Source organism: Nonomuraea sp. NPDC049758, from assembly GCF_040674635.1.
GTDB lineage: Bacteria > Actinomycetota > Actinomycetes > Streptosporangiales > Streptosporangiaceae > Nonomuraea.
Genome location: NZ_JBFAMZ010000006.1, coordinates 18,370 through 43,287, shown reverse-complemented (window position 1 = coordinate 43,287; position 24,918 = coordinate 18,370). Strand labels below are relative to the sequence as shown.

Here is a 24,918-nt window from a genome sequence, read left to right as displayed (position 1 = left end):
GGAATTTCGCAACCCGGGTATCGAAACTCCGCTATCGGGGCAGCAACGCCCACACGACCCGCTCCCCGGCCCTGTCCTGGTAGGTCCCCCACAGTCCTGCGGTCAGCTCGTGCACCAGCCGGAGTCCGCGTCCCGACGCGTCCGTGTCCGCCGGCACGCGGGGACGCGGAACCAGGCCGTTCCGGCCCGGATCGGTCACGGCCAGCCGCCAGAACCCGGCCTCGGGGGCGAGGGACAGCCGGACCCACTGTGCCGCCGCGTGCTGCAACGCGTTCGTGACCAGCTCCGAGGCGATCAGCCGGAGGTCGTCCAGGGATTGGTGATCCGCCCCCAGCCACGCCGCCAGTTCGGTACGCGCCAGCCGGGGCAGCATCGCCGGGTCGTCGAGCTCGCCGACCATCCACACCCTGACGCCTGCGTTCGGGGGATGCGGAGACTCGTGAGCTCTCGATGAAGGGACGGTCATCTCGCCCTCACGTGAATGAGTGGATTGTCGCGTTGGTCCGTCTTGAGAATTGTCATGAAAACCCCAGGCGTGCCACAACACTGTCGACTTCGTGTCATGGGCTTGTTCGATGTGGAACTTTTGACATTCAGTCTGCCCATGGAGAGGCTTGAGTCGGAGGAGAATGCCGCCCACAATCGAGACCCAAAAGGCTCCAAAAGTTGGGGCATTCTGTCAACTGTTGTCAAGCGTCCGGCGAGCGGGTGAGGGGTGACCATGTCGAACGATCTTGATCCACGGCTGACTCCTGTGCAGCGCTTCGGCAAGGAGCTGGCCCGCACCCGCAGAGAGCACGACCTCACGCAAGTCGCATTAGGCAAACGCCTGGGCTGCTCCTCCTCTCTGATCGCGCACATCGAAAAGGGGGACCGTACGCCGAAGCCCGACTTCGCCGCAGGCTGTGATCAGGTGTTCGCGACCGGCGACCGCTTCGGCCGTCTGTGCCGTAGCATCACGTCTCCCTCCGGCCCTGGCTGGTACCTGAGATGGACGGACGAGATCGAGCCGGCGGCGACCGTACTCAGGAGCTGGGATCCGCTTCTGATCCCTGGTCTGCTCCAGACCGAGGACTACGCGCGGGCGGTCTTCCGTGGCGACCTGGCGGGCATCTCGGATCAGGACGTGGACGATGGCGTCAACGCCCGTATGCGTCGCCAGCTGATCCTTGACGCCGAAACGCCGCCCACTTTGTGGATTCTTCTCGACGAGATGGTCCTGCGCCGCCCTCTCGGCACCCGGCAGGTGATGGCCGCACAGCTCGACCACCTGGTGGAAATAGCCAATCGGCCGTACGCGACTGTGCAGTTGGTGCCCTTCGAGACGCCCTGTACCGCCGGCCTGCTGTCGAGCTTCATCATCGCGGAGCTGCCCGACGCTCCCACGGCTGTCTCTGTGGATTCCGCAGGCCGAGGCGAGGTCTCGGCGAGTTACGACGTCGTTGCGCCTATCTGGAAGAGATATGACAGGATACGGGCAGAGGCATACCGTCCCGGACAGTCACTGGAAATGATTGAGGAAGCCCGAGACCGATGGAAACTCCAGACCTGATCCACGCGGACCTGTCGCAGGCGGTATGGAGGAAGAGTTCCCGTAGCGGTGGCAACGGCGGGAATTGTGTCGAGGTCGCGACGAACGTCCACGGAATTATCGCCGTTCGTGACAGCAAGGACAGAAGCGGCCCCGTACTCCGTTTCGCTCCGGCCGAATGGCGCGCATTTCTCGACGGAGTGAAAGACGGCGAGTTCGACCACTGATTCCGCGATGGGAGGCCCTGTCCGGCATGGCGTATCCCGTGGACAGGAGCCGCGAGATCATCCACGAGGTGATGGAGAGCTATGAGTGAGCCGAGCGGTCTCCGTACGGGCGAATGGACCAAGGCCACGGCGTCGGGCGACAACGGGGGAAGCTGTGTCGAGGTGATGCGGCGGGCGGATGACGGCGTCCTTGTCAGGGACACCAAGGATCAGGGTGAAGGCCCGATTCTGGCCTTCACCCGGGACGAGTGGCTCGCCTTCCTCGACGGGGCCGCCAAGGGGGAGTTCGACCTGTCCTGAGTCCGTCAGGAGGCGTACATCACCGACAGGAAGCGGAGCAGGAGGGCTTCCCGGGTCTCGGCGGGCAGCGCGTCCAGGACGGCGTTGACCGTCGCCATCCCCGGCTGGCCCGCGCCCGGACGCAGGTCCACGCCCACCGAGGCGGCCAGTTCGGCGAAGGTCGCGTCGTCCAGGGCGTCCAGGTCCAGGTCGGCGATCAGCTCGACCAGGCCGTCCGGCACCACGGCGGGGCCGCGCAGCCGGGCCGCCTCCGCCGCGTCGGCGATCACCTCGAGCATCGCCTCCACGCCGGTCAGCGTCACGCCGGTGACCGTGACGTGCAGGTTCGCGGGGATCCCGGCGTAGGAGAGCTGTGGTTGCAGGAACCAGCCGCGCCCGCGGGCCGCGTCGGCCAGCACGAACACGTCGAGGTCGTCCCCGGCGAAGGCCACCAGCGAGGACTCGGGCGCGCCCAGGACCCGCAGGCCGGGGATCGCGGCGATCCCCTCCCTGAGCCGGGCCGCCGCCTTGAGGGTGGCGCGGCCGAGCTCCACGTACCCCTCCCGGCCGAGCGCCTGGAGCGTGGCCCACGCGCCGCCGAGCGGCCCGGCCGACCTGGAGCTCTGCACGGTGGCGTTGATGATCGTGTAACCCGGCCAGGCGGCCGAGGCGAAGTACGCCTTGCGCCGCGTCGCCGGGTCGGCGAACAGCACCACCGAGGCGCCCTTCGGCGCGTAGCCGAACTTGTGCAGGTCGCAGGAGAGCGAGGTGACCCCCGGCACCGACAGGTCGAACGGCGGCACGTCGGCCCCCGCCTCCCGCAGCCACGGCAGCAGCCAGCCGCCCACGCAGGCGTCCACGTGGCAGGCCACGCCCGCCTCGGCCGCCACGGCGGCGACCTCCGCGACCGGGTCGATCACGCCCTGCGGGTACGACGGCGCAGAGACCACCACCAGGACCGTGTCCTCGTCGATCGCCGCCGCGACGTCCGCCACCCGCACCTTGTACGTTTCCAGGTCCACCGGCACGGCCTTGACCCGCAGGCCCAGGTAGTGGGCCGCCTTGTGGAAGGCCGGATGGGCGGTCACCGGCAGCACGAGGTTGGCGCCGGGCCGCCCGGCCGCGTCCCGCGCCGCCTTGACCGCCAGCATGATCGACTCGGTGCCGCCGCTGGTGAAGACGCCGTGGCCGCCGCCGAGCAGGTCGGCGACCGCGCCCACGACCTGCTTCTCCATCTCGACGATGCTCGGGAACGCCGTCGGGTCCAGGCAGTTGACCTCCAGCATCTCGGCGTACGCGCGGGCCGCCGCCGCGTGCACCTCGGGCCGGCCGGTGTCGTAGACGTACGCGGTCACCTGCCCGCCCCGCACCGGCAGGTCGTGCTGCTTCATCCTGGCCACCTCGGACAGCAGGTCCTCGGCGGTTCTTCCGGACAGGGGGAGGGTCACACGTTCTCCTTGGCGGGGACGACGGCGGGGTCGAGGGCGAGCCGGCCGTAGCGGACGACGAACGGCAGGCTGATCAGCATGAGCAGGGCGGGCAGCGCGGTGAAGCCGAGCAGCAGCCCGGTCAGCGCGCCGGCCGGCTGGGCGACGGGCGACTCCACGGGCGCGGAGACGAACCCCGACAGCGCCAGGACCAGCGCGAACAGGCCGGGGCCGAGTGCGAGCCCGGCGGTCTCGCCGGCCGTCCACAGGCCGGTGAACGCGCCGGCCTGGGCGTGGCCGGTACGGGCGGCGTCGGCGTGCACGGTGTCGGGCAGCAGCGACAGCGGCAGCAGTTGCAGCGCGGCGTAGCAGACCCCGGCCAGCGCGGTCAGCGCCAGCGTGGCGGCCAGGCTGCCCGCCGCGATGGCGGGGACCAGGGCGAGCGCCACGACGGCGAACCCGGCCGAGGCGACCAGGTAGCAGCGTACGGTCCCGTACGCGCGGGACAGCCGGGCCCAGGCCGGCACGGCGAGCATGCTCGGGCCCACCAGGCACACGAACATCACCGAGGTCAGCCCGTAGTCGCCCAGCCGGTACGAGGCCACGTACGGGGCGCCCGCCAGCATCACCGCCACCCCGAGCGCCTGCGTGACGAACGCCGCCAGCAGTGCGAAGAACGGCCGGTTGCCCCGGGCCAGCCGGAAGGCCGCCGCCGGGCCGAGCTGCCGGGGCCCCGGACGCGACGACACCCACCGCGTGCCCAGCGTGGCGGCCACCAGGGTGGCGGCCATGACCAGCCCGATCGCGACGCCCATGACCGCGTACCCCGGCCGCCCGCCGCCCGCCAGGTCGACCACTGTGGGGGCCAGGCCGCCCGCGACCAGGATGCCGACGGTCAGGCAGACCACCCGCCACGACATGATCCTGGTCCGCTCGGCCGGGCTCGCCGACATCTCGGCCGGCAGCGCCACGTACGGCACCTGGAAACTCGCGAAGGCGGTCGCGGCCAGCAGGAACGCCACCCCGGACCACGCGGCCCCGCCGACGCCGCCCGCGACGCCGCCCGGCACGGCGAACATCAGCGCGAACGCCACCGGCAGCGTGGCCGCGCCCACCGCCAGCAGCCGCGTCCGGCCGCCGGTGCGCACGGCCTCGCGGTCGCTGGCGGCGCCGACGAGCGGGTTGAGCAGCACGTCCCAGATCTTCGGCGCGACCAGGACGGCGCCCGCGACGGCGGCGGGCACGCCGAGCATGTCGGTCAGGTAGTAGAGCAGCAGCAGGCCGGGGACGGCGGAGAACACGCCGGTGCCGACCGAGCCGACGCCGTAGCCGAGCAGCCGTCCGCGACCGAGCCGGCCGATGTCCGCCGCGGTCATCGCGGGTCGCCAGGCAGAGGGCTTTCGGGGGTGTCGGGCAGGGGGGTTCGCGGGTCGCCTGAAAGGGTTCGCGGGTCGCCGGGGAGGGCGAGGGTACGGTGGAGGGTGAGGTGGAGGTGGGCGCGGAAGCGGCGCAGCGCGGCCCGATCGCCCGCGCCCCTGCGGCGGCCGTCGGCGTCGAGCACGCCGCCCTTGGCGAAGCCGTGGATCGACCAGATGACCGTCCACATGGCGTACTCCAGGTCGACCGTGCCGTCGATCACGCCGGCCTCGACCGCCGGCCGCAGCGCGCCGGTGACGGCGGAGACCAGGGGCTGGACGTACTGGCGTTCCAGCTCGGTGATGTCGCTCGCGTCGGAGAGCCAGCGGTGCATCCACAGCGCGGGGATCTCCGGGTTGTCCGCGCAGAAGTCGAGGTAGTCGTCCACCAGGCGGTGGATGGAGGCGACCGGGTCGGCACCGGGCAGATGGGCCAGCGCCTTGTCCAGCGCCGCCTTCTCCGCCCGGTGCGCACGCTCCATGACGGCGAGGTACAGCTCCCGCTTGCCGCCCACGTGGTAGTTGACGGTGGCGATGTTCATCCCCGCCGCGTCGGCGATCTGGCGCGTCGAGGTGCCGTCGTAGCCGAGCGCGGCGAAGAGCTGGGTGGCCGCCTTGAGGATCACGGCCGGCTGTCCGCTGTCGGCAGGTCTCATACGACCGACCGTAGTTCCGTCCCGCCCCTTGGTCAATCGCTTGATGGAGAGGTTTACGGTCAGTCCGGAGCCCAGTACTTGACGAGGACCTTGTCCAGGTGCGCCACCACCGGCTTCCACGTGCGGGGCAGCGTGTACCGCGTGGCGTGGTGGCCCTTGTGGGTCAGCGTGTACTTGAGGAAGTCCGCGCCCTGCGGCGGGCGTTCGGACCGGCCGATCCTCAGCTCCTTCAGATAGCCGCGCAGCTGGCGGTGTTCCCTGGCCGTGAGGCACTTGGTCACCACCGGGCCGGTGCGGCGGCTGAGCCGGAAGCAGCCGTCGGTGTAGACCGTCACGCGGTTCAGCAGCCCCGCGAAGCCGCCCTCCTCGCGCAGGTCGACCAGCACCTTCCGCTGCGTGGTCACCGCCTCGGCGGGCAGCGCGGAGGCCGTGACGGCCAGCGCGAGCGCCGGCAGAAGCACGATTCGCCAGATCTTCATACCTCTATGACGTACGGGAGCCCCGAACGGCTCACTTCCCGAGGCCCGCGTCGCGGGCGCGGACGATGGCCTCGGCGCGGTCGGCGACGTGGAGCTTGGCGAAGATGTTGGAGACGTTGTTGCGCACGGTCTTCGGCGACAGGAACAGGGCCGAGGCGATCTGCGCGTTCGAGCGGCCGGCCGCCACCAGCGACAGGATCTCCCGCTCGCGTGGCGTGAGCTGCGGGAAGACCGGGTCGCCGGAGGCCGCGGCGGCCCCCTGGAAGAACTCGGCGACGCGCAGCGCCACCGCCGGGCCGAAGATCGCCTCGCCGTGCGCGACCGCGGTGATCGCCCGGACGATCTCGCCCTGGCCCGCGCCCTTGAGCAGGTAGCCGCGGGCCCCCGCGCGCATCGCGGCGAACAGCGTGGCGTCCTCCTCCGACATGGTCAGCACGACGACGGCGACGTGCGGGCTGTCGGCCACGATCCGCCTGGTGGCCTCGATGCCGTCGAGCCCCGGCATGCGGACGTCCATCACCACGACGTCCGGCTGGAGGTCGGCGGCGCGCTCGACCGCCTCGGGGCCGTCGGCGGCGGTGCCGGCCACCTCGATGCCCGGGATCGAGCCGAGCAGCAGCGCGAGCCCGTCGCGGTAGACCGGATGGTCGTCGGCCAGCAGAACCCTGATCGGCTCCTGGTCAGACATCGGCGGCCTCCACCCGCATCGGCTTCCGGCTAGACATCGGCGGCCTCCACCCGCGTCGGCAGCCGGGCCAGGACCAGGGTGCCGCCGCCGGACGGGCAGCTCACCCGGCAGTCGCCGCCCAGCTCGGCCGCGCGCTCGCGCAGCGAGAGCATGCCCACGCCCGCCGCCACGTCGGGGCCGATGCCCGAGCCGTCGTCGCGTACCGCCACCTCAAGCGCCCCCTCCCGCGTGGTGAGCGTGATGTCGCAGCGGGCCGCGCCCGCGTGCCTGGCCACGTTGGCCAGCGCTTCGGACACGATACGGTAGGCCGCCACCTCCACCGCCGCGGGCAGCGCGCCCTGCGCTCCCAGCGGGCCGTCGCCGGTGACGCGGACGTCCAGGGCGGCGGTGCGGAACCGGCCGGCCTGCTGCTCGATCGCGCGCAGCAGGCCCAGCTCGTCGAGCGCGGGCGGGCGCAGGTCGTGGACCAGCCTGCGCACGTCCGCCAGCACCCCGCCGACCTCGGCGGCCGTCTGCTCCAGGATGCGGTCGGCCTGCTCGGGTGCGCCGGCGGCCAGGTTGCGGGCCGCCTCGATGCGCAGCGCCACCGCGCCCAGGCTCGGGCCGAGCCCGTCGTGCAGGTCGCGCCGGAGCCTGCGGCGCTCCTCCTCGCGGGCCAGCACCAGCCGGGCGCGGATGCGCTGCAGGTCGGTGCTCAGCTCGACGGCCCGCGCCGCGGCGGCGGCCTGACGGACGAGGTCGCCGAGCAGCCGCTGGTCCCGCTCGGTCAGATCGGTACGGCACAGCACCAGCCGCCCCACGGTCTCGCCCCGGTAGGCCACCGGCAACGACACCGACGGCCCGCGCGGCGACCCGTGCTCCACCACGGAACGTTCGCCGCCCGGCCGCTCGATCTCCACCCGCACGTAGGCCAGCCGGAACGCCTCCGCCAGCGTCGTGGCCACCGCGAGCAGCTGCTCGTCCGGGTCCGTGGCCAGCTCCAGCCGCTCGGCCAGCGTCGAGACCGCGGCGTACGGGTCGTCCCTGGAGCCGCGCACCAGCCTGCGCACCGCCCGCCAGAGCCAGGTGCGCAGCGGGGCGTACAGGACGGCGACGATCGCGATGGCGGCCAGGGCCGAGTCCCGTTCCCCGAGGACGCTGCCCACCAGCGTGAACACCACCACGTCCACGAGCACCACGAGCGCGGCGAGCAGGGCGTAGGCCACGGTGGCCGACAGCAGCCGGTCGATGTCGTACAGGCGGTACTTGGTCACCGCCACCACCACGGCCGCGGCGGTGAACGCGATGGCCAGCGTCAGCAGCGCCGCCGGGATCTGCGGGGACAACGACAGCGGCAGCAGGAGCACGATCATGTCCACCAGCGCGGCCCACATCAGCCAGCGGATCTGGGCCCGCCGCTCGGCGTCGGCGACCACGTACCTGCGCACCATCGACGCGAACGGCACCACCAGGCTCACCAGGACGGACGCGTACGCCAGCGCCAGCGCCGGCTCCCAGAACCCGTACGGCAGGTCCACGGACAGGAAGTCGAGGCCCAGCCGCGCGATCTCCGGCGGCATCGCCCGGTCGTGGTAGCGCTCCATCACCGCCGTCGGCGCGGTCACCAGCAGGGCCGTGAGCAGCCCGGTCAGCACGAGGCTCGTCACCGACAACGCCCGCCACACCCGCCCCGGCGGCAGCCGGCCGTCCGGGAACAGCAGGATCAGCAGCGGCAGCCCGAGCAGCAGCGACGCCCCGAACCGCGAGTAGGACCAGTACGCCGCCGCGGCCCCCGGCAGGCCGGGCGAGACGTAGGCGGCGTACGTCGCCCAGCTTCCCGTGAGCCCGTCCAGCAGCCACAGCAGCCCGAACACCGCCAGGACCCAGGCCACCGGATGCCGCGGCAGCCGGCGCAGCAGCAGCGCGCCCGGGACGAGCTGCGCGAGCCCGGTCAGCGCGGCCGGCCACCCGGGCTCCAGCTCCGACGTCGGCGGCAACCGCACGTCCCCGGCGGCGACGTCCAGCGTCACCGTGGCGACCGCGATGGCGACCCCGGCCACGGCCACCCCGACGGCCCACCACCCGCGCGCCGCGGCGGGGGACGTCGCTGCCGCCGGAAGGGCGGAAGGTCCGGTTTGTGTCACGGGACGTATTACACCCGACACCGTGTCCTCATGTCCCGGGACAGGAGTCCCGTCGGAGGCGGGACCGGCGGCTCTGCCGGCCCGGGGCAGCCCGCCGGAAGCCTGGAGGCACGACATCCCCGCAAGATCCCCGCAAGGAGAGAGGACCTCCCGTGGACGGCAAGATCACCACCACCCCGGCCAGGGCCCGCACCGACGTGCCCGCCACCCCGCCCCCATCCGCAGGCCCCGCCGTCACCCCGGCCGCCGTCCGCAGGCTCGGCCTCGCGCTGAGCGCCGGCACGCTCGCCTGGACCGCCAGCATCTTCGTCTACGGCACGCAGGCCCAGGGGTTCGGCGAGCGGGTCGGCGACCTGACCGGGCTGCTCTTCCAGCTCGGCCTCTTCGCCCTGCTCGCCGTGCAGATCCGGACCCGCGCGACGGGCACGTCCGGCTTCGCCAGGATGATGCTCAAGGTCGAGCTGGTGCTGCTCGGGCTGGCCGGTGTCTGGTCCCTGCTGCACGGCGTCCTGCCCGACGACCTCCAGGACGGGCCGGTGATGCAGGTGCTCGACGTGTTCTGGCCGGTGTCCATGCTGGGCATGATGGCCATCGGCATCAAGATCGCCTTCGCCGGGCGCTGGCGCGGGGCGCTGCGGTGGTGGCCGCTCGTCGCCGAGAGCTGGGCCGTGGTGACGGTGCCGTCGTACGTGGTGTTCGGCGAGTCGATCTCGAACTGGATCGGCGGCTTCCACCTGATCGTCGGGTACGCCACCCTCGGCGCGCTGCTCGCGCTGCGTCCGAGCCTGACCTCCTAGGCCGGCGGCGTGAGCGGCAGGACGGCGGTCACCTCGGTGCCGCCGCCCGGCCGGGGGCCGATCGCGCAGGCGCCGCCGATCTCGGCCGCCCGCTCGCGCATCGACGTCAGCCCCACGCCCGGCGACGGCTCGTCGGGCAGGCCGGTGCCGTCGTCGGCGACCGACACCCGCAGCTCCCCGGCCTCCCGCCGTAACGTGACCAGCACCGACGTGGCCTGGGCGTGGCGGCGCACGTTCGTCAGCGCCTCCTGCGCGATCCGGTACGCGGCCGTCTCCACCGCCGCCGGCAACCCGTCGAGCACCCCTTCGGAACCGTCGGCAGCCGCGGGCACGGTGACCTCGACCCGGGGGCCCGGGGCCTGGCCGAAGGCGCGCAGGGCGCCGGCCAGGCCCAGCTCGTCCAGCACCGGCGGGCGCAGGCCGTCCACCAGCTCGCGCACCGACATGAGCGTGCTGGTCATCTCCTCGCGCACCCGGACCAGCAGCTCCTCCACCGACTCGGGGTCGCGCTCCAGCCGCCGCCGCGCCTCGTCCAGGGTCATCGTCACGCTGGTCAGCGTGGGGCCGAGCCCGTCGTGCAGCTCCCTGCCCAGCCGGCGCCGCTCCTCGTCGCGGGTGGCGCTGATCCGCTCGTGGGAGTCCCGCAGGTCGGTGCTCAGCCGTACGGCGTGCGCCAGCTCGGCCAGGTGCTTGGCCATGACGTCCAGCGGCTCGCGGCCCGGCCGCGCCCCGGCGATCCGCAGCCGCCCGACCGGCTCGCCGTGCCAGGTCAGCTCGACGGACCGCGATCGGGCGCCCAGCTCGCCGTCCACGAACGACAGCGCGGGCTCGCCCGGCACCTCCACGCCCACCCCGCGGGCGACCAGCGACGTGCGCACGACGGAGATCGCCTCGGCCAGCGCCCCCGCCGGGTCCCCGGCCCGCTGCACGGTACGGCTGAGCAGGTCGGCCGCCCGGTACGGGTCGCGTTCCACGTTGAACAGCCGGTCCACCGAGCGCTGGAGGCGCAGGCGCACGGGATGGAAGGCCGCGCCGGTGACCATCGCGGAGGCGAGCCCCGCCGCCGCGCCGTAGCCGTCCACCAGGCTGTTGGACGTCCAGATGAGCGCCGAGTACGTGAGGCCGGCCCCGACCGCGAGCGTGCCGTACACCAGCGTGCGGTTGAGGATGAGCCGGATGCCGTAGAGCTGGTGGCGCAGCACGGCGGCGATGATCGCGATGGGGATGCCCGCGGCCAGGAAGACCCGTACGGCGATGATGAAGGTGTCCTGATTGCCCGCGCTGGCGATCCAGTAGACGACGAAGATCACCATGGCGTGGAAGTACCAGGTGATCTGGCGGCGCACCTCGGGCGTCGCCGCCCGGTACCTGAAGCCCAGCGAGACCACGCCGAGCAGGCACAGCAGGATCATCGGGATCCCGATCCACGACTCCACGACCTCGGGGACCCGGCCCAGCGCCGCCACCCCGAACGGGTTGCCCACCGGCACCCCGAGCTCGAACGACGGGTCGGGGGACAGGCCGAGCAGCAGCGAGTGCCCGGCCATGAGCACCAGGTTGCCGTAGAGCACCGGCCGCCAGCGCCTCGACGGCAGCCGCCCGTCCGGGAAGAGCAGCGGCATGATCCCCGTGAACGTGGGCACCGGCAGCAGCCACAGCCAGATGGCCGGCCAGGCGACATAGGGCAGGAGCGGGCCGGGCGCGTGGAAGTACATCCAGCCGGTCAGCGCGAACAGCAGCGAGTACGCCGACCAGACCACGCCCGTCGCCCACATGAGCCAGGGGACCGGCAGCCGGGGCCGCCGGCTGATCAGGAACGCGCCGGCGAGCGGGAACATCAGCCCGATCGGGTCGAGCCCCTGCGTCTCGGCCAGCCCGCCGAGCTGCGCCGCCAGCACCGCCGCCGTCACCACGGCCGCGAGCGAGGCACCGGCCGCCGTCCACACCACCGCCAGCACGAGCCGCCGCCGCGACACCCGCGTGCGGCCGGGCCCCTCCGCGCCGGGACCGGGACCGTCGTGGTCGGCAGGGGTCATCGTGGCTCCTTGACCGGCAGTTCCGCGACGACCTCGGTGCCGCCGCCGGGGCGGACGTCCAGCCGGCAGACGCCGCCCACCTCCTCGGCCCGCCCGCGCATCAGGGCGGCCCCCTGACGGCGCTGCTCGGGCAGCCCGATCCCGTCGTCGGACACCGTCAGCCGGAGCCCGTCGCGCCGCTCCACCCTGATCAGGGCGGTGGTGGCGCGGGCGTGCCGGCGCACGTTCGCCACCGCCTCATGCGCGATCTTGTACGCCGCCACCTCCACCGCGGCCGGCAGGTCGGCCAGCGAGCCCGAGACCACCACGTCCACCCTCGGGCCGGGCGCGTCGGCGAGCAGCCGTAAGGCGCCCTCCAGGCCGAGCTCGTCCAGCCCGGCGCCGTCGAGCGCGGGCGGACGCAGGCCGTACACCAGGTCGCGGACGTCCACGATGGCCTCGGTCATCTGCCTGCGTGCCGTGCTGAGCAGGGGCTCGACCGAGCCGGGGTCGCTGGCCAGGCTGAGCCGGGCCTGGTCGACGCTCATCGCCAGGTTCGTCAGCGCCGGCCCGAGGCCGTCGTGCAGGTTGCGGCGGAGTTCGCGGCGCTCCTCCTCGCGGGTGACCATCATGCGCTCGCGCGAGCGTTGCAGGTCGGCGCTGAGCCGTACGGCGTGGGCGACCTCGGCGAGCTGCCTGGCCAGCATGTCCAGCAGCGCGCGGTCGCGCGGCTCGCCGCTGACCGACAGCCAGCCCATCGACTTGCCGTGCCAGACCAGGCGTTCGACCGAGGGGGCCGGGCCCATCTCGCCCGCGACGACGCTGCGCACCCGTCCGCCGGGCAGGACGACCTCCACCGCGACGCCGGGCGCCCCCAGGGCCAGCCGGACGGCGTGGGCCGCCGACGCCAGGGCCTCGGCCGGCCCCCTGGCCTCCTGCACGCTCCGGCTCACCCGGTCGGCCAGCCGGTACGGGTCGCGCTCCCACCGGAACAGCCGGTCCGCCGCGCTCTGCAGGCGCAGCCGTACGGGCTGGAACAGCGCGCCCGCGGCCAGCGCGGCGACCAGGTCGGACCACGAGCCGAGCAGGGCGTCGAGCGCGCCGACCCCGAAGTAGACGGCGCCGACCACGGCGGTCAGCGCGAGGTAGACCAAGGCGCGGTTGAGCAGGAGCAGGGTCCGCTCGCGTCCGCGCAGCCCGGACAGGACCGCTGCCTTGACGAGCAGCGGTCTGACCGCTCTGAGCAGCACCCGCCGGGCTTTTTTCGCCATATGTCGGGCACATCATAAGTGGCGGAACCGCTATCGCAGAGAGTCCACCGGCTGCATCTTCGCCGCCCGCAGCGCCGGATAGAGCCCGGCCAGCAACCCCACCACCGCCCCGGCCACCGGCGCGGCCAGCGCGAGCCGCGCGTCGAGGAGCGGCGTCCACTCCCTGGCGGCCGAGACGGCGACCACGGCGACCACGCCGAGGCTCGTGCCGATCACGCCGCCGGCCAGCCCGACCAGCGTCGACTCCAGCAGGAACTGGGCGGCCACGTGCCGCCGCGCCGCGCCGAGCGCCCGGCGCAGCCCGATCTCGGGCACCCGTTCCAGCACCGTGACGAGCGTGACGTTGGCGATGCCGACCGCACCCACGACGAGCGAGACCAGGCCGAGGATCAGGAACAGCGCGTTGACGTCGTCCTGGGCGGCGTCGCGGGCCCGGGTGGGGCCGGGCGGCGCGACCACCTGGAGCAGGTCCTCGTTGCCGGGGCTGAGCGCGACCGGCGTCTGGCTCGCGACCAGCGCGGTGGCGCCCAGGCCGGTGTTGACCAGCACTCTGGTGACCGTCCGCAGCCCGAAACGGGCCCCGGCGGTCGGCGGCACGAACACCGCCGCGCCCAGGTCGCGCTCCCGGCGCAGCCCGCCGAGCACGCCGATCACCGTGTACGCGTGGCTCCCGATGAAGACCGCGGGCGCCCCGTCGAGCCGGGTGATCCCGAGCAGCCTGGCCGCCTGGTCGCCGAGCACGGCCACCCGGTCGCCGCGCCGGACGTGCCCGGCGTCGTAGAACCTGCCCCGCAGCATCGTGCCGCGCAGGGCTCCGGGAAGGCCGGTGGTCGCGGCGACCACGGGCAGCGACTGCGTGGTGATGCGCGCCGGATCGACGATGTCGTTGGAGCGCACGGACAGGTTCGCGGTGTCCTCGCTCTCCGACAGCGCGGCGGCCGACTCCACGCCGCGCAGCCTGGTCAGCCGGTCGACCGCGTCCCAGGTCACCAGGTGGGCGCCCGGCGTGCCGGGCACCTCGACGGTGATGGCCGTGGCCACCAGCGCGTCGAAGTGGCCCACGACCTGGTTGCCCGCGGTGGCGGCCACGCCGAGCGTCACGACGAGGGTGGTGATGCCGAGCACGGTGCCGAGCGTGGTGAGCGCCGTGCGCAGCGGCCGGGCCAGCAGGCCGGCGACGGCCTCGCCGGCCAGGTCGCGCAGGTCCATCACTCCTCCACCAGGACGCCGTCGGTGATCCGCACCCGCCGGTCGGCGCGCGCGCCGACCTCCTGCTCGTGCGTGATGACCACGATGGTCAGGCCCTGCCGCCGCAGCTCGTCGAACAGGTCGAGCACCGCCTCGGTGTTGCGGCTGTCGAGGTTGCCCGTCGGCTCGTCGCACAGCAGCAGCGACGGGGAGCCCATGAGGGCCCTGGCGATGGCCGTGCGCTGACGTTCGCCCCCGGACAGCCGGCCGGGCGCGAACGCCGTACGGTGTCCGAGGCCGACGCGGTCGAGCGCCGCCAGGGCCCGCTCCCGCCTGCCCTTGCGCGGCCGCCGGGTGTAGAGCTCGGCGAGCATCACGTTCTCCACCACAGTGCGGTGGGCGAGCAGGTGGAAGGACTGGAAGACGAAGCCGATCCGGTCGCCGCGCAACCTGGTCCTGACTCCGTCGGGGAGCGTGGTGGTCTCGGCTCCGTCGAGGCGGTAGCTGCCGGAGTCGGGCCGGTCGAGCAGGCCGAGCACGTTGAGCAGCGTGGACTTGCCGGAGCCGGACGGGCCCATGACGGCCACGTGGTCGCCGCGGCCCACCCGCAGCGAGACGCCGTCGAGCGCGCGGACCGGCGGCTGCGCGGCGTACAGCCGGCACACCTCCGTCAGCTCGATGACCGGCTCGGCCCGTCGCTCAGGCATCGCCGACCACCACCCGGTCGCCCTCCTTGAGCGCGCCGGTGACCTCGACGTTCCCGTCGGCGGACAGGCCGGTGCGGACCTCGACGTCCCTGGTGCGGTCGGTGGCGTACTCGACCCGGACCCGGGCCCTGCCGTCGGCCGAGGTGATCACGGCCGCCACGGGCACCACCAGGACCGGGTCCTTCGTCGCCCCCACGGTGATCCGCGCCGTCACCGCGGTCCCGGCCTTGAGCCCCTTGGCCGGGCCCGGCGTGATCAGGACGGGCTGCGCCCCGCCTTCGGCCGCCGCTGAGCCCGGCACCTTCGCCTTGTCGCCCACGGCGGTCAGCCGGGCCGGGTACGACCGGCCGGTGTCCAGCTCGACGGTCGCGGGCATGCCCGCACGCAGCAGCTCGGACTCCGCCGCCTCGACCGACGCCGTGACCGCGAACGACGAGCTCGTCACGGTGGCGACCTCGCCCTCGACGCGCTGCCCGGCCTTCACCGACACCTTGCGCACGCGGGCCGGCAGCTTCGGCAGGAACACCACCTCGCCGGGTGGGATCGAGACCCCGTACGTGCGGGAGTACTCGGCCAGCATCTCCTCGGCCGCCGCCACGTCCGCGCGGGCGCCGGTCACCTTGAGCCGGGCGGGGGAGAGCTGCCTGGCCTGGCGCAGCGCCTGCTCGGCGGTCGCCAGCGTCTCCTGGGCGGTGCGCACGGCCGCGCGCAGCTGCTCGACCCGGGCCGCGCGGGCCTGCTCGGCCTCCTTGAGGATCAGGTCGCGGGCCTCCTGGGCGGCCGACAGATCGGCGCGGGCGTTGGCCACCCGCAGCTCCAGCAGCCGCGTGTCGGCGGGTGCGGCCGTGGGCTGGGGAGCGGCCGTGGCGGCGGGCGCGGGCGTGCCGGTGGGGGGCGCGGTGGGGGTGGCGGCCGCCGTGGGCGCGCTCGTGGGCCGGTTGCGGGCGGCGGCGAGGGCCTGCTCGGCCTCCAGCAGCCGCTCCTCGGCCGCCCGCACCGCCGAGTCGGCGGCCGACAGCCGGGCCTCGTCGGCCGGCGGCAGCTCCTGGGACCGGGCCTCGGCCAGCGCGCGGCGGGCCGCCGTGAGCCCGGTCCTGGCGTTCTTCAGCCTGAGCTTGAGCGGCAGCACGTCACGTCCCCGGTCGAGCGCCTGCTGCTCGGCCGCGAGGGTCTCCTTGGCGGTCCGTACGGCCTTGCGCAGCGTCTCGTAGGTCTGCCGGTCGGCGAGGGTGGGCCGCTGGGCCTGGTACCCCTTGGCCGCGTAGAGCCGGGTGAGCGCGGCGACCGTGGCCCGGTCGAAGACGCCGGTGGACGGCGCGCGGTGCCCCAGCCTGCGCAGCGCCCGCTGCAACTGGGTGACGTCGGCGCCCTCGCTGCCCGGCGTGATCGTGCGGTGCATCGGCACCGACCCGCGCAGGACGAACACCGGCCGGCCGTTGACCTCCATCAGCACCCCGCCCTCGGCGATCCGGCCAGGACGCGGCGCCCTGGTGGCCCGTTGCAGCTCGGAGGCGCCGCCGACGGCCCCGGCCAGGCCGACCGGCAGCGGCGAGCCGTATTCGAGGGTGCCGTTGACCACCACGGTGCTGACCAGCCTGCGCCGCTCGACGGCGGCGGTGACCAGGGACGGTGTGGGCGCGGCGCGCCTGCTCGCCTCGTCGGCCGGCGAGCGCAGCCGGGTGCTCACCGCCCACCCGGCCAGGGCGACGAGCACGACCCCGGCGAGCACGACGGCCGCAAGCCTGCGTGGGGATCTCATGAGGACGTCAGAACGCGAACCGGTCGTTGATCTTCCGCTGGACGGCGGTCTCCTTCGGCGTGTAGGCCGCGTAGAAGTCCTTGCCGCACTCCAGGTCGTCCAGCGCCGCCTTGACCTCCTGGACGAGGTACGGCTTGGCGGCGTCGGGGGTCAGGTCCGGCATGTGGAACTGCTCGGTGTCCTTGGTCATCTTCGGGGCTTCGGGGAGGTTCTTCTGCTGCCGGCGGCCCAGCTTGTCCTGCCGGCGCATGAACTCCCGCTCGCCGCGCTGGTTGAGCGCCGACGGCTTGGTGTCGGTCACCGAGTAGCCCTTGCCCTTGAGGCAGGCGGCCATGGGGCCGGCCAGCTCGACCAGCTCGGGGTCGCCGTCCAGTTCGGTGGCCTTCGCGCGCCTGTGGGCGATCGCCATCTGGGAGAAGTAGTCGATGTTCGACTTCAGGGTGAGGCCGAGGACCTGCTTGGCGGCCGTGACGACGCAGGCGTCCTTGGCCTTGTGGTAGGCGGTGAGCTGGGCGGTGGAGAGGTCTGCCTGGATCTTCATGTTGGGGTCCGGGGCGTCCTTGCCGCCGGGGCCTTCCAGCTCCCCGGGAAAGACCTGCAGGGCGAAAACGCCGAATCCGTATTTGGCGCGATATTTCTTCATCGCCTGGTAGTCGCCGGAGGCGCGCTTGCGCTCGTCCTCGCTCTTGGCCTCGGGCTTCACGTACGGCATGTACGTGAAGCCCTTCTGCTTCATGCAGTCGGCCTTGGCCGCCTCGAACTGGTGCTTCTTGTCCTTGGCGGCGGCGGACTGCGACGGCTGGGCGGTCTCGGCGCCGCCGGTCGGCTCGGCGGCGCCCCCGCAGCCGCAGAGCACGGCCGCCGACAGCGACATGGCGATGGCCAGGCGGGATCTCTTGAGCATGGCGGAGACCATACTCCGTTTAACGAAGTATGGTCAATCCAGGCAGTGCCGCCGCTGGCGGAAGGGCGCGAAGGCGGCCCCCACGACCAGCAGCGCGAGCACCCCCCAGTAGGCCAGGTGCTGCCGGGTCAGGGCTTCGGAGTGCAGCACCAGCTCGCCCGACGTCGTCGCCAGGTAGATCGCCGCCGCCAGCGTCCACCGGTGGTCGCGGGCGAGGTAGGCGCTCCCCGCCGCCAGCCCGAACGCCACCGCCTCCACGACCAGCCTGCTCAGGCTGAGCGGCAACCTTGTGGAGTCCTCCATCCACTCGGGGCCCGCCCAGCTCGCCGCGACGACCGCCGCCCACCACCACCACGACCTCGTGCGCGGCGCCCGCCGCAGCACGAGCAGGCCGGCCAGCGCCACCGCGTAGGTGCCCGCCACCAGGTAGGGGTCGCTGTCCATGAACAACGGCCGGACCTGGAGGAACGTCGGATAGACCGGTAACAGCGTCGTGTCGAACGGCTGCCACCCGCCGGCCAGCGCCACCGCCTTGGCCCCGGTGAGCAGGGTCAGCGCCGCCGCCGTGCGCAGCCGTCCGCGAGCGGTCGCCAGCAATGTGAGCGCCGACAGCAGCGTCCAGAGCGGCAGCGTGCCGGCGTAGGGCAGCAGCGCGGCCAGGTTCGCCGCCGCGATGGCGGTGACGGCGAGGTGCACGCCGTCCGCCCAGGGGCTGCCGCTCGCCAGGTGGACGATCCGGCTGCGCACCCCGCCCCTGAGCAGCCCCCACGCCTCGCGCGGCACCGGCACGCGCCGCCCCGGCGCGGCCGATTCGAGCAGCACGTCGAGCAGCTCGTCACCGTGGGCCGCGCGGTACGTCCTGGGATAGGCGAGCAGGAGCCTGCGGTAACGCCGTTCGAGCGCGGACGCGGCCCGCGCGGACCCGACGGCCGTCATCCGGCCGACGGCCGCAGGACGAGCGAGGCGGCCGCCTGCATGCGTCTCGCCTCCGCCTCCACCAGCGCCTGGCCCTCGTCGGTGATCCGGAAGTAGCGCCGGTTGCGCCCGTTGACCGTCTCCTCCCGGTCCACGGCGATGACACCCCGCTCGTTGAGGCGTTCCAGGATGCCGTAGAGCGTGCCGACGGAGGGCTGCACCCGGCCGCCGGACAGCTCCTTGACCGACTTGCTGATCGCGTGGCCGTGCAGCGGGCCGGCGCGCAGCGCGGCGAGCACGAAGTACATCGGCTCGCTGACTTCTGAGGTTCCCCTGGGCATGGGGGAGACAGTATTCCGTTCAACGGAGTGTGGGCAACGCGGGCGAACCCCCGGAAGGGCCGCCCGCGTCGCGCGTCACCGGCAGCGGTCGCCGTTGAGGCGGAAGACCTCCGGGGCCGGGTTGGGCCCCGAGTCGTGCGTGCCGACGAAACCGAACGTCACGGACCCGCCGGGCCTGATCCGGCCGTTGTAGCCGAGGCTGCGCGCCGTCACCACCGCTCCGGACTGGGCGAGCTCGGCCCCCCAGCCCTCCTTGATCCGCTGGCCGCCGGGGAACGACCAGCTCACGGTCCAGCCGTTCACGCTCTCCCGGCCGGTGTTCTCGATCACGATCTGGCTGGTGAAGCCGCCGGGCCACGAGCCGTGCGCCGAATAGCGCACCCGGCAGGCGGACCGCTCGCCCTTGTCCGCCAGGAACGCCGAGACCCACGCCAGCGGCGAGTTCCAGTTGATGGTCAGCTCGTTGGTGGACCAGGACTCGATGTCGTCGAGGTAGCAGAACTGCGGCTTGCAGCCGCGCAGCAGCCGCTGGGCGACCGGGTCCTGGATGGCGGAGTTGGGGCCGCCGGCCAGCGAGCCGCGCGGCGGGTGGGGCAGCGCGTGGTCGAGCTGGTGGGCGTACCAGCGGCTGTGCTGGTTCTGGGCGGAGACCTCGCCGTAGCCGGTGACGTAGGAGATGTTGAGCGCGTTGCGGCCGAGCAGGTAGTCCATGCCCTCCCGTACGGCGGCCCGGTACTTCTCCTCGCCGGTCAGGTCGTAGGCGGTGGCCAGGACGACCAGGTTGTTGAGCACCAGGTTGTTGGAGCCCCAGTCGAAGTCCGCCGGCGCGTACGGCAGCCCGTACGGGTGCGCCCGCTGGACCGCCAGGTACTTGTCGGCCCCCTCGACGACCGACTGCCGCACCTTGTCCCGGCCCGGCAGCGCGTTGGGCACGGTCGCCAGGCCCAGCCGGCCGAGCTGGGCGGTGTTGCCCCAGTCGAAGCCGCGCTCGCGCCAGACGTCGCCGGTGTGGTGCGGCGAGGCCAGCACGAAGTCCGCGAACTCCTTCTCGCCCGTCGTCAGGTAGAGCTCGGCCGCCGCCCAGTAGAACTCGTCGGTCACGTCGGCGTCGTCGTAGGCGCCGCCGCCCACGCCGTCGGCGGGGTCGGCGTACCGGGCCGGGTTCGCCTTCGCCGCCGTCCACGCCTTGCGCGCCGCCTTGAGGTTCCGCGCCGCGAACGCCGCGTCGTAGGGCGCGAACAGCCGGGCCGCCTGCGCCGCCGTCGCGGCCAGGTTGAGCGTCGCGGCCGTGGACGGCGGGTGCAGCTCGCGCTTCTGCGGGTCGAGGTGCGGCAGCAGCGGCAGGCCGGTCCAGTTCTGGTCGTGCACCTTGTGATGGGCCATCCCCGCGTCCGGCCTGCCGTCCGGCACCTGCATGCTCAGGATGAACTCCTGCTCCCAGCGGGCCTCGTCCAGCACGTCCGGGACGCCGTTGCCGCTCTCGGGGATCTTGAGCTGGCCGTCGGTGAAGGCGGCCCGGTCGCGCTCGTAGGCCGCCATCAGCTGGTGGACCGCGATGCCGCCGTTGACGACGTACTTGCCGTGGTCGCCGGCGTCGTACCAGCCGCCCTTGACGTTCAGGGTGTAGTCGCAGCCGCCCGCCTGGCAGGGCACGTCCGTGTCGCCCTGGTTGGGGGACGTGCCCGCGTGGCCGGCCGGGCGTCCGTAGCCGGGGCGCAGGCTGTCGAGGATCTCGATGCCGCTGCGCTGGGTGTAGTAGAACTTCAGCGCGTCCGTGGGGAGGGAGTCGTACACGTCCGCGCCGATGTCGAACGGCCTGCTGGTCTCGCCGTCGGCGGTCAGCGTGTAGCCCTGGCCGGGCTTGGCGTAGGCGCCGAAGTCGATGGTGTGCACGTTCTGGCCGGAGCTGGCGTCCATGCCCTTGGGAGCGGTACGTCCGGTCGCGACCGTTTCCTGTGCCGCGTTCCGCAGCTGCCAGTCCAGGGGCGTGGTGGCGTCGGTGACCAGGGTGGCCTTCTTCGGGCCCGAGGGCAGGTAGCCGACCATGTTCACCCGGACGCGCGGGCCCGTGTCCGGCTCGTAGACCTCGGGTTCGGCGCCGCCCTTCAGCGACACGTCGTCCATGCAGAACCTCCAGGGCTCGGCGCTGCCGCCCAGCTGGAACGCCACCTGGGCGTTCGGCAGCGAGACCGGGGCGGTGAAGGTGTAGGAGTAGTCGTTGCCCGAGACGCTCAGCTCCGGGGCGGCCGACAGGTACTGCGTCCACGGGTCCACGGGTAGCTGGATCAGGGCCTTGCCGACCTTGGCGGGGGTGGCGGAGGCCGAGAACCTGTAGGCGTAGGTGTCGCCGGCGGCCAGCGGGACGCCGTCCTGGCCGATGATGACGTCCCAGGGGTTGGCGGTGCCGCCGGGGACGTCGGCGCACAGCCTGCCGCCGTCGATGGTCAGGGTGGTGTTGCCGGTGCTCCACCAGGGGGCGGTGCCGGCGTCGAAGGTGCCGTTCACGATCTGCTCGGGTCCCTCGTCGGCGGCGCGGGCGGACGCGGCGGGGGACAGGGCGACCATGGTGAGGAGGGCCAGCAGCGCGGCCCGGCATCGGGTCATGGAGGTCCTTCGGGGGGTTGGGAGCGCTCCCAATGGAGCGAACCCGATCCTCCTTGCCCGCCGCTGCCCCGTCAACGGCTGCACCCGATCGGCCCCGAAGACCCTGAAACTTTCACGGCCGGGGCCGCTTCACCGTCCGGCTCAAGCTGACCTGCGCAGGGCCCCGCCGCACGCCGGCGGGGCCTTCACTGGCGCCGGATGTTCTGGGAGGGTTTCGAACGTGGTCCCTGCCCTCACCCTGGCCGGGTGCGTCGCGCACGAGTTGCTCGAACGCCAGACCGCCAAGCTGGCCAGGCAGCTCGTCCGCGGCTTCGCCGAGGAGATCCCGCTCTACCGGCGGCTGCCGAGGGAGGAGCTCGACGGCGAGATCACCGTCATCACCGAGCACAACCTGCGGCTGATCGCCCGCATGTTCCGCGACCGCCGCCCGCCCACCAGGGCCGAGCTGGCCCCGCTGCGCTCGTCGGCGGCCCGCCGGGCCCAGGAGGGCGTGCCGCTGGAGGCCCTGCTGGCCGCCTACCACCTGGGCGCGCGCAAGGTGTGGGAGCACCTGTTCGCCGCGGCCACGCCCGCCGACTTCGAGGACGTGCTGGCGGCCAACCGCCTGATCCTGCTCTACACGGAGTCGGTGACGGCCGCCGTGTGCACCGCGTACCTGGAGGAGCGCGAGGGGATGCTCAGCCACGAGCAGCACGCGCTGCACGCCGCCGTGTCCGCGCTGCTCGGCGGCGACCGGGCGGCCCTGGCCGGGGTCCGGCTGGCCCCGCGTTACCTGGTGCTGGCGCTCGCCGTGGGCCGGCATCCCGACGAGGAGAGCGACGAGCCGGGCGGGTCGATCGCGGGCCGCCGCAAGCTCCACCGGATCAGGACGGCGCTCCAGCGGGGCGCGGCCGAGCCGGTGCTGTCGGTGCTGGACACGACGGGCGGCCTGGTGTTCGTGCCGATCACCGGCGAGGACCCCGACTGGTACGAGGTCGGCGAGACGGCCGCCGCGATGGCCAAGGCGGCCGGCGTGCCGGTGTGGGCGGCGGCCGAGATCGCCGCGCCGCCCGGGGTGCCGGAGGCGGTCAAGCTGGCCGAGGAGGTCCTGGAGGTGGTGCGGGTCTTCGAGCAGCCGCCGGGCGCCTACCGGCTGGCCGACGTGCTGCTGGAGTACCAGCTCACCCGGCCGAGCCAGGCCACCGCCGTGCTCGCCGGGCTGCTGGATCCGCTGCTCGACAACCCCGACCTGCTCAGGACGCTCACGGTCTACCTGGACACCGGCCTCGACCGCCGCCGTACGGCCGAGCTGCTGCACGTGCACCCCAACACCGTCGACTACCGCCTGCGCAGGGCCGTCACCCTCACCGGCCTCGACCCCGTGGACCCGGCCCACCTGCAACGCATCGGCGCCGCGCTGGCCGCCAGACGCCAGCACCGCAAGTGACCGGGAGCCGCCCCCGGGCGGGGACGGCTCCCGTCGCGTGATCCGGAGCGTTCAGACCCCGGACACCGCGGCGGTCACCACGGTGGCGAAGTTCCGCATCCCGAGACCGTTGGGGTGGAACGGGGCGGCGGGCGAGGCCGGCACGTACGGCTCGATCCAGCGCACGCCGGGAGCCTTGCACGGGTCGTGGCCCACGCTCGGCGTCTGCAGGTCGACGAACGACACGCCCGCGGCGGCGGCCTGCTCGGCCAGCATCTGGTTGAAGTACTGGAGCGTGGCGCGGATGTAGTTGGCGTCGGCCTTGATGATCGGGACGGTCGGGTAGCAGCCGTTCGGCGGCGCGTAGGTGGCGTAGCCGACCATGAAGATCCGGGCGCGCGGGGCGCGGGCGCGGATGTCGCTCACCAGCGTGGTCAGCTTGGGCCGCAGCGCGTCGGTCTTGACCCGCCAGGAGTCCTGGCCGTCGACGACGTAGTCGTCGTTGCAGGCGTCGCCGATGGGCGGGGGCAGCAGGTTGAGGCAGTCCTCGATGAAGCCGGTCAGGCCGACGTCGTTGGCGCCGATCTGCACCGTGACCAGGGTGGTGTCCGAGCTGAGCGCGTCGAGCTGGGGCGCGACGCTGCCGAGGTCGGTGCCCTGGGAGTTGTACATGTCGCGGGTCTTGGCGCCGGAGCAGGTGACGTCCCTGAAGGTGGCGGCGCCGATGGCCTGGGCGGTCAGGTGGGCGTAGTTGTGGTCGGAACGCCAGCACCCGAGGTCGGGCACGACCTGGTTGGGCACCAGGGGACCCGACGCGGCGGAGTCGCCGAGCGCCACGTACACCTCGCCCTGGGCGGCGTGTGCGGGCGGCACGACGCCGAGCGCCAGGGCGGTCGCGGAGAGCAGGACGAGCAACCGTCGGACCATGGAGGACTCCTTCGGCGGAGGGTGGGGGGTGCGATGGCCGTGCCGGTCAGCGGCTCCGGTGACGGAGGCCGGGCCGGTCAGCGGCCCCGGTGGGGTGAAGCCGTGCTGGTCAGCGGCGGAAGGGCCCGGTCACCTCGTACGTGATCCCCCCGGTCCCGGCGGTCTCGCCGCTGGTGCCGCGCTGGGAGGAGAAGTAGAGCCGGGTGCCGTCGGGGGAGAACGCGGGGCCGGTGATCTCCGACTTGGCCTGGCCGTCCAGGCGCATGACGGGGGCGACCACGCGGTCGGGGGTGATGATGTTGATCTCCATGTTGCCGCCGTCCTCGGCCACGTACAGGTCGCCGGACGGGCGGCCGGTGATGTTGTCGACGCCGTCGAGGGTGCCGCCGCCCTCGTAGACCGCGGTGACCTTCTGCCGGGCGGTGTCGTAGGCCCAGACCTTGCGGTCGCCCTTGGCGGTGAAGTAGCAGATCCCGGCGGCGTAGTGGCAGCCCTCGCCGCCGCTGAAGTGCCGGGCCGCGGAGACCTGGTGCCTGGTCTGGGTGTCGAAGACGCCGGGCGTCGCGTCGGGCACGGGCCGCCACTCGACGTCGTCGCCGCCGAGCCCGCAGAGCACGTCGAGCCGGCCGCTGGACAGGTCGCCCCAGGTGGTGGGGGTGAAGCGGTAGAAGCAGCCGTCGCCCTCGTCCTCGGTCAGGTAGACGACCTTGTGGTCGGGGTCGCAGGCCGCGGCCTCGTGCTTGAACTTGCCCATCGCGGGGCGCTGCTGGGCGGACCGGTTGCCGTACGGGTCGGTCTCGTAGACCTTGCCGCGGAAGATCTCCTCGCAGGACAGCCAGGTGCCCCACGGGGTCGCGCCGCCCGCGCAGTTGAGGTTCGTGCCGCTCAGGATCCGGTACGCCCGGTCGATCGAGCCGTCGGCCCTGAACCTGATCGCCGAGGTCCCGCCCACGAGCGGCACCTCGGAGTTGGACACGTAGATCCAGCCGGAGCCGTCGGCGAAGCACGCGCCGCCGTCAGGAGCGGGGTGCCACAGCGTGCCGCCGACGACCCGGCCCGACCTGGCCACCACCCGGCCGGTGAAACCGGCGGGCAGCGCCATGCCGTTGGCGTCCGGGGCGCCGAGCGGCCCGTACGGGCTCACGCCCGCGCCCGCCGCGGAGGCGACGGCGTCGTGCCACATCGCCCCGGAGAACGCGACCGCCGCGGAGACGGTCCTGATGAAGGTACGACGGCGCATCATCACTCCACGTGGCTCGC

Annotated in this window: 23 protein-coding genes; 5 read left to right on the top strand and 18 right to left on the bottom strand. The window is 73.2% G+C overall.

The genetic code is table 11. The features are described 5' to 3' along the window. Nucleotides 1-31: 31 nt before the first annotated feature. Nucleotides 32-400, bottom strand: a complete 369-nt coding sequence (locus tag AB0J46_RS17135) for an ATP-binding protein (protein ID WP_364332368.1) — start codon at nucleotides 398-400, stop codon at nucleotides 32-34. Between the two features lie 321 nt (nucleotides 401-721). Here AB0J46_RS17135 and AB0J46_RS17130 point away from each other — a divergent pair, with 321 nt between their 5' ends. The 3 genes from AB0J46_RS17130 (at nucleotide 722) to AB0J46_RS17120 (ending at nucleotide 2,058) form a co-directional block, all read left to right on the top strand. Then, the gene (locus AB0J46_RS17130) at nucleotides 722-1,552 is read left to right on the top strand and encodes a helix-turn-helix transcriptional regulator (protein ID WP_364332365.1); all 831 of its coding nucleotides are present in this window, start codon (nucleotides 722-724) and stop codon (nucleotides 1,550-1,552) included. Beyond that, nucleotides 1,534-1,758 (top strand): DUF397 domain-containing protein, encoded by a 225-nt coding sequence (locus AB0J46_RS17125; protein WP_364332362.1) that lies wholly within the window; start codon nucleotides 1,534-1,536, stop codon nucleotides 1,756-1,758. Before AB0J46_RS17130 ends, AB0J46_RS17125 begins: the two co-directional genes overlap by 19 nt. 81 nt (nucleotides 1,759-1,839) lie before the next feature. Further along, nucleotides 1,840-2,058: a DUF397 domain-containing protein gene (locus AB0J46_RS17120; RefSeq protein WP_364332359.1), complete on the top strand. Its 219-nt coding sequence runs from the start codon at nucleotides 1,840-1,842 to the stop codon at nucleotides 2,056-2,058. Between the two features lie 5 nt (nucleotides 2,059-2,063). On the opposite strand, the gene AB0J46_RS17115 is transcribed toward AB0J46_RS17120, so the two are convergent. From AB0J46_RS17115 to AB0J46_RS17090, 6 genes are read right to left on the bottom strand one after another with little or no spacing between them, the layout of a single operon-like run. After that, nucleotides 2,064-3,485 (bottom strand): aspartate aminotransferase family protein, encoded by a 1,422-nt coding sequence (locus tag AB0J46_RS17115; protein WP_364332356.1) that lies wholly within the window; start codon nucleotides 3,483-3,485, stop codon nucleotides 2,064-2,066. Continuing rightward, the gene (locus AB0J46_RS17110) at nucleotides 3,482-4,840 is read right to left on the bottom strand and encodes an MFS transporter (protein ID WP_364332353.1); all 1,359 of its coding nucleotides are present in this window, start codon (nucleotides 4,838-4,840) and stop codon (nucleotides 3,482-3,484) included. The genes AB0J46_RS17115 and AB0J46_RS17110 overlap by 4 nt, the downstream gene beginning before the upstream one ends. Further along, on the bottom strand, nucleotides 4,837-5,535 hold the full coding sequence (locus tag AB0J46_RS17105) for a TetR/AcrR family transcriptional regulator (RefSeq protein WP_364332350.1): 699 nt from the start codon (nucleotides 5,533-5,535) through the stop codon (nucleotides 4,837-4,839). The genes AB0J46_RS17110 and AB0J46_RS17105 overlap by 4 nt, the downstream gene beginning before the upstream one ends. A 59-nt stretch (nucleotides 5,536-5,594) precedes the next feature. Further along, complete coding sequence (locus tag AB0J46_RS17100) at nucleotides 5,595-6,014, bottom strand: hypothetical protein (protein ID WP_358291763.1); 420 nt, start codon at nucleotides 6,012-6,014, stop codon at nucleotides 5,595-5,597. Nucleotides 6,015-6,045: 31 nt separating this feature from the next. Then, nucleotides 6,046-6,702 (bottom strand): response regulator transcription factor, encoded by a 657-nt coding sequence (locus tag AB0J46_RS17095; protein WP_352320660.1) that lies wholly within the window; start codon nucleotides 6,700-6,702, stop codon nucleotides 6,046-6,048. A 29-nt stretch (nucleotides 6,703-6,731) separates the two neighbouring features. Then, nucleotides 6,732-8,825: a sensor histidine kinase gene (locus AB0J46_RS17090; protein ID WP_364332346.1), complete on the bottom strand. Its 2,094-nt coding sequence runs from the start codon at nucleotides 8,823-8,825 to the stop codon at nucleotides 6,732-6,734. Nucleotides 8,826-8,977: 152 nt separating this feature from the next. On the opposite strand from AB0J46_RS17090, the gene AB0J46_RS17085 reads away from it, so the two are divergent. Further along, nucleotides 8,978-9,622, top strand: coding sequence for a hypothetical protein (locus AB0J46_RS17085; RefSeq protein ID WP_364332343.1), 645 nt, complete (start codon nucleotides 8,978-8,980; stop codon nucleotides 9,620-9,622). Here AB0J46_RS17085 and AB0J46_RS17080 read toward each other — a convergent pair. From AB0J46_RS17080 to AB0J46_RS17040, 9 genes are all read right to left on the bottom strand, one after another. Next, nucleotides 9,619-11,658 carry a sensor histidine kinase gene (locus AB0J46_RS17080; protein ID WP_364332340.1) on the bottom strand — a complete coding sequence of 680 codons (2,040 nt, stop codon included), beginning with the start codon at nucleotides 11,656-11,658 and terminating at the stop codon, nucleotides 9,619-9,621. The two genes, AB0J46_RS17085 and AB0J46_RS17080, sit on opposite strands and share 4 nt — an antisense overlap. Then, the gene (locus AB0J46_RS17075) at nucleotides 11,655-12,908 is read right to left on the bottom strand and encodes a histidine kinase (protein WP_364332337.1); all 1,254 of its coding nucleotides are present in this window, start codon (nucleotides 12,906-12,908) and stop codon (nucleotides 11,655-11,657) included. Before AB0J46_RS17075 ends, AB0J46_RS17080 begins: the two co-directional genes overlap by 4 nt. A 30-nt stretch (nucleotides 12,909-12,938) precedes the next feature. Continuing rightward, the gene (locus AB0J46_RS17070; protein WP_364332335.1) at nucleotides 12,939-14,117 is read right to left on the bottom strand and encodes an ABC transporter permease; all 1,179 of its coding nucleotides are present in this window, start codon (nucleotides 14,115-14,117) and stop codon (nucleotides 12,939-12,941) included. Then, nucleotides 14,117-14,803, bottom strand: a complete 687-nt coding sequence (locus tag AB0J46_RS17065; protein ID WP_364332332.1) for an ABC transporter ATP-binding protein — start codon at nucleotides 14,801-14,803, stop codon at nucleotides 14,117-14,119. Before AB0J46_RS17065 ends, AB0J46_RS17070 begins: the two co-directional genes overlap by 1 nt. Beyond that, nucleotides 14,796-16,562 carry a peptidoglycan-binding protein gene (locus tag AB0J46_RS17060; RefSeq protein WP_364332329.1) on the bottom strand — a complete coding sequence of 589 codons (1,767 nt, stop codon included), beginning with the start codon at nucleotides 16,560-16,562 and terminating at the stop codon, nucleotides 14,796-14,798. The genes AB0J46_RS17065 and AB0J46_RS17060 overlap by 8 nt, the downstream gene beginning before the upstream one ends. 7 nt (nucleotides 16,563-16,569) lie before the next feature. Further along, nucleotides 16,570-17,466: a hypothetical protein gene (locus AB0J46_RS17055; protein ID WP_364332326.1), complete on the bottom strand. Its 897-nt coding sequence runs from the start codon at nucleotides 17,464-17,466 to the stop codon at nucleotides 16,570-16,572. 33 nt (nucleotides 17,467-17,499) lie between these two features. After that, nucleotides 17,500-18,402 (bottom strand): hypothetical protein, encoded by a 903-nt coding sequence (locus AB0J46_RS17050; RefSeq protein WP_364332323.1) that lies wholly within the window; start codon nucleotides 18,400-18,402, stop codon nucleotides 17,500-17,502. Next, a complete protein-coding gene (locus AB0J46_RS17045; protein ID WP_364332320.1) occupies nucleotides 18,399-18,722 on the bottom strand; it encodes a PadR family transcriptional regulator in 324 nt (107 codons plus the stop codon). Before AB0J46_RS17045 ends, AB0J46_RS17050 begins: the two co-directional genes overlap by 4 nt. A gap of 75 nt (nucleotides 18,723-18,797) precedes the next feature. Next, nucleotides 18,798-21,326, bottom strand: a complete 2,529-nt coding sequence (locus AB0J46_RS17040; protein WP_364332317.1) for a glycoside hydrolase family 9 protein — start codon at nucleotides 21,324-21,326, stop codon at nucleotides 18,798-18,800. A 220-nt stretch (nucleotides 21,327-21,546) separates the two neighbouring features. On the opposite strand from AB0J46_RS17040, the gene AB0J46_RS17035 reads away from it, so the two are divergent. Then, nucleotides 21,547-22,752, top strand: coding sequence for a helix-turn-helix domain-containing protein (locus AB0J46_RS17035; RefSeq protein WP_364332314.1), 1,206 nt, complete (start codon nucleotides 21,547-21,549; stop codon nucleotides 22,750-22,752). A 51-nt stretch (nucleotides 22,753-22,803) separates the two neighbouring features. On the opposite strand, the gene AB0J46_RS17030 is transcribed toward AB0J46_RS17035, so the two are convergent. After that, nucleotides 22,804-23,658, bottom strand: coding sequence for an SGNH/GDSL hydrolase family protein (locus AB0J46_RS17030; protein WP_364332311.1), 855 nt, complete (start codon nucleotides 23,656-23,658; stop codon nucleotides 22,804-22,806). A 109-nt stretch (nucleotides 23,659-23,767) separates the two neighbouring features. Beyond that, on the bottom strand, nucleotides 23,768-24,898 hold the full coding sequence (locus AB0J46_RS17025) for an alkaline phosphatase PhoX (protein ID WP_364333454.1): 1,131 nt from the start codon (nucleotides 24,896-24,898) through the stop codon (nucleotides 23,768-23,770). Nucleotides 24,899-24,918: the final 20 nt, after the last annotated feature.

What these genes read in the sequence shown, in the direction of transcription:
- AB0J46_RS17120 (WP_364332359.1), top strand. Translation starts at nt 1,840, where the DNA reads ATGAGTGAGCCGAGCGGTCTCCGTACGGGCGAATGGACCAAGGCCACG.
- AB0J46_RS17060 (WP_364332329.1), bottom strand. Translation starts at nt 16,562, where the DNA reads ATGAGATCCCCACGCAGGCTTGCGGCCGTCGTGCTCGCCGGGGTCGTG.
- AB0J46_RS17040 (WP_364332317.1), bottom strand. Translation starts at nt 21,326, where the DNA reads ATGACCCGATGCCGGGCCGCGCTGCTGGCCCTCCTCACCATGGTCGCC.
- AB0J46_RS17095 (WP_352320660.1), bottom strand. Translation starts at nt 6,702, where the DNA reads ATGTCTGACCAGGAGCCGATCAGGGTTCTGCTGGCCGACGACCATCCG.
- AB0J46_RS17075 (WP_364332337.1), bottom strand. Translation starts at nt 12,908, where the DNA reads ATGGCGAAAAAAGCCCGGCGGGTGCTGCTCAGAGCGGTCAGACCGCTG.
- AB0J46_RS17070 (WP_364332335.1), bottom strand. Translation starts at nt 14,117, where the DNA reads ATGGACCTGCGCGACCTGGCCGGCGAGGCCGTCGCCGGCCTGCTGGCC.
- AB0J46_RS17030 (WP_364332311.1), bottom strand. Translation starts at nt 23,658, where the DNA reads ATGGTCCGACGGTTGCTCGTCCTGCTCTCCGCGACCGCCCTGGCGCTC.
- AB0J46_RS17080 (WP_364332340.1), bottom strand. Translation starts at nt 11,658, where the DNA reads ATGACCCCTGCCGACCACGACGGTCCCGGTCCCGGCGCGGAGGGGCCC.
- AB0J46_RS17110 (WP_364332353.1), bottom strand. Translation starts at nt 4,840, where the DNA reads ATGACCGCGGCGGACATCGGCCGGCTCGGTCGCGGACGGCTGCTCGGC.
- AB0J46_RS17025 (WP_364333454.1), bottom strand. Translation starts at nt 24,898, where the DNA reads ATGCGCCGTCGTACCTTCATCAGGACCGTCTCCGCGGCGGTCGCGTTC.
- AB0J46_RS17100 (WP_358291763.1), bottom strand. Translation starts at nt 6,014, where the DNA reads ATGAAGATCTGGCGAATCGTGCTTCTGCCGGCGCTCGCGCTGGCCGTC.
- AB0J46_RS17130 (WP_364332365.1), top strand. Translation starts at nt 722, where the DNA reads ATGTCGAACGATCTTGATCCACGGCTGACTCCTGTGCAGCGCTTCGGC.
- AB0J46_RS17045 (WP_364332320.1), bottom strand. Translation starts at nt 18,722, where the DNA reads ATGCCCAGGGGAACCTCAGAAGTCAGCGAGCCGATGTACTTCGTGCTC.
- AB0J46_RS17105 (WP_364332350.1), bottom strand. Translation starts at nt 5,535, where the DNA reads ATGAGACCTGCCGACAGCGGACAGCCGGCCGTGATCCTCAAGGCGGCC.
- AB0J46_RS17055 (WP_364332326.1), bottom strand. Translation starts at nt 17,466, where the DNA reads ATGCTCAAGAGATCCCGCCTGGCCATCGCCATGTCGCTGTCGGCGGCC.
- AB0J46_RS17065 (WP_364332332.1), bottom strand. Translation starts at nt 14,803, where the DNA reads ATGCCTGAGCGACGGGCCGAGCCGGTCATCGAGCTGACGGAGGTGTGC.
- AB0J46_RS17135 (WP_364332368.1), bottom strand. Translation starts at nt 400, where the DNA reads ATGGTCGGCGAGCTCGACGACCCGGCGATGCTGCCCCGGCTGGCGCGT.
- AB0J46_RS17050 (WP_364332323.1), bottom strand. Translation starts at nt 18,402, where the DNA reads ATGACGGCCGTCGGGTCCGCGCGGGCCGCGTCCGCGCTCGAACGGCGT.
- AB0J46_RS17125 (WP_364332362.1), top strand. Translation starts at nt 1,534, where the DNA reads ATGGAAACTCCAGACCTGATCCACGCGGACCTGTCGCAGGCGGTATGG.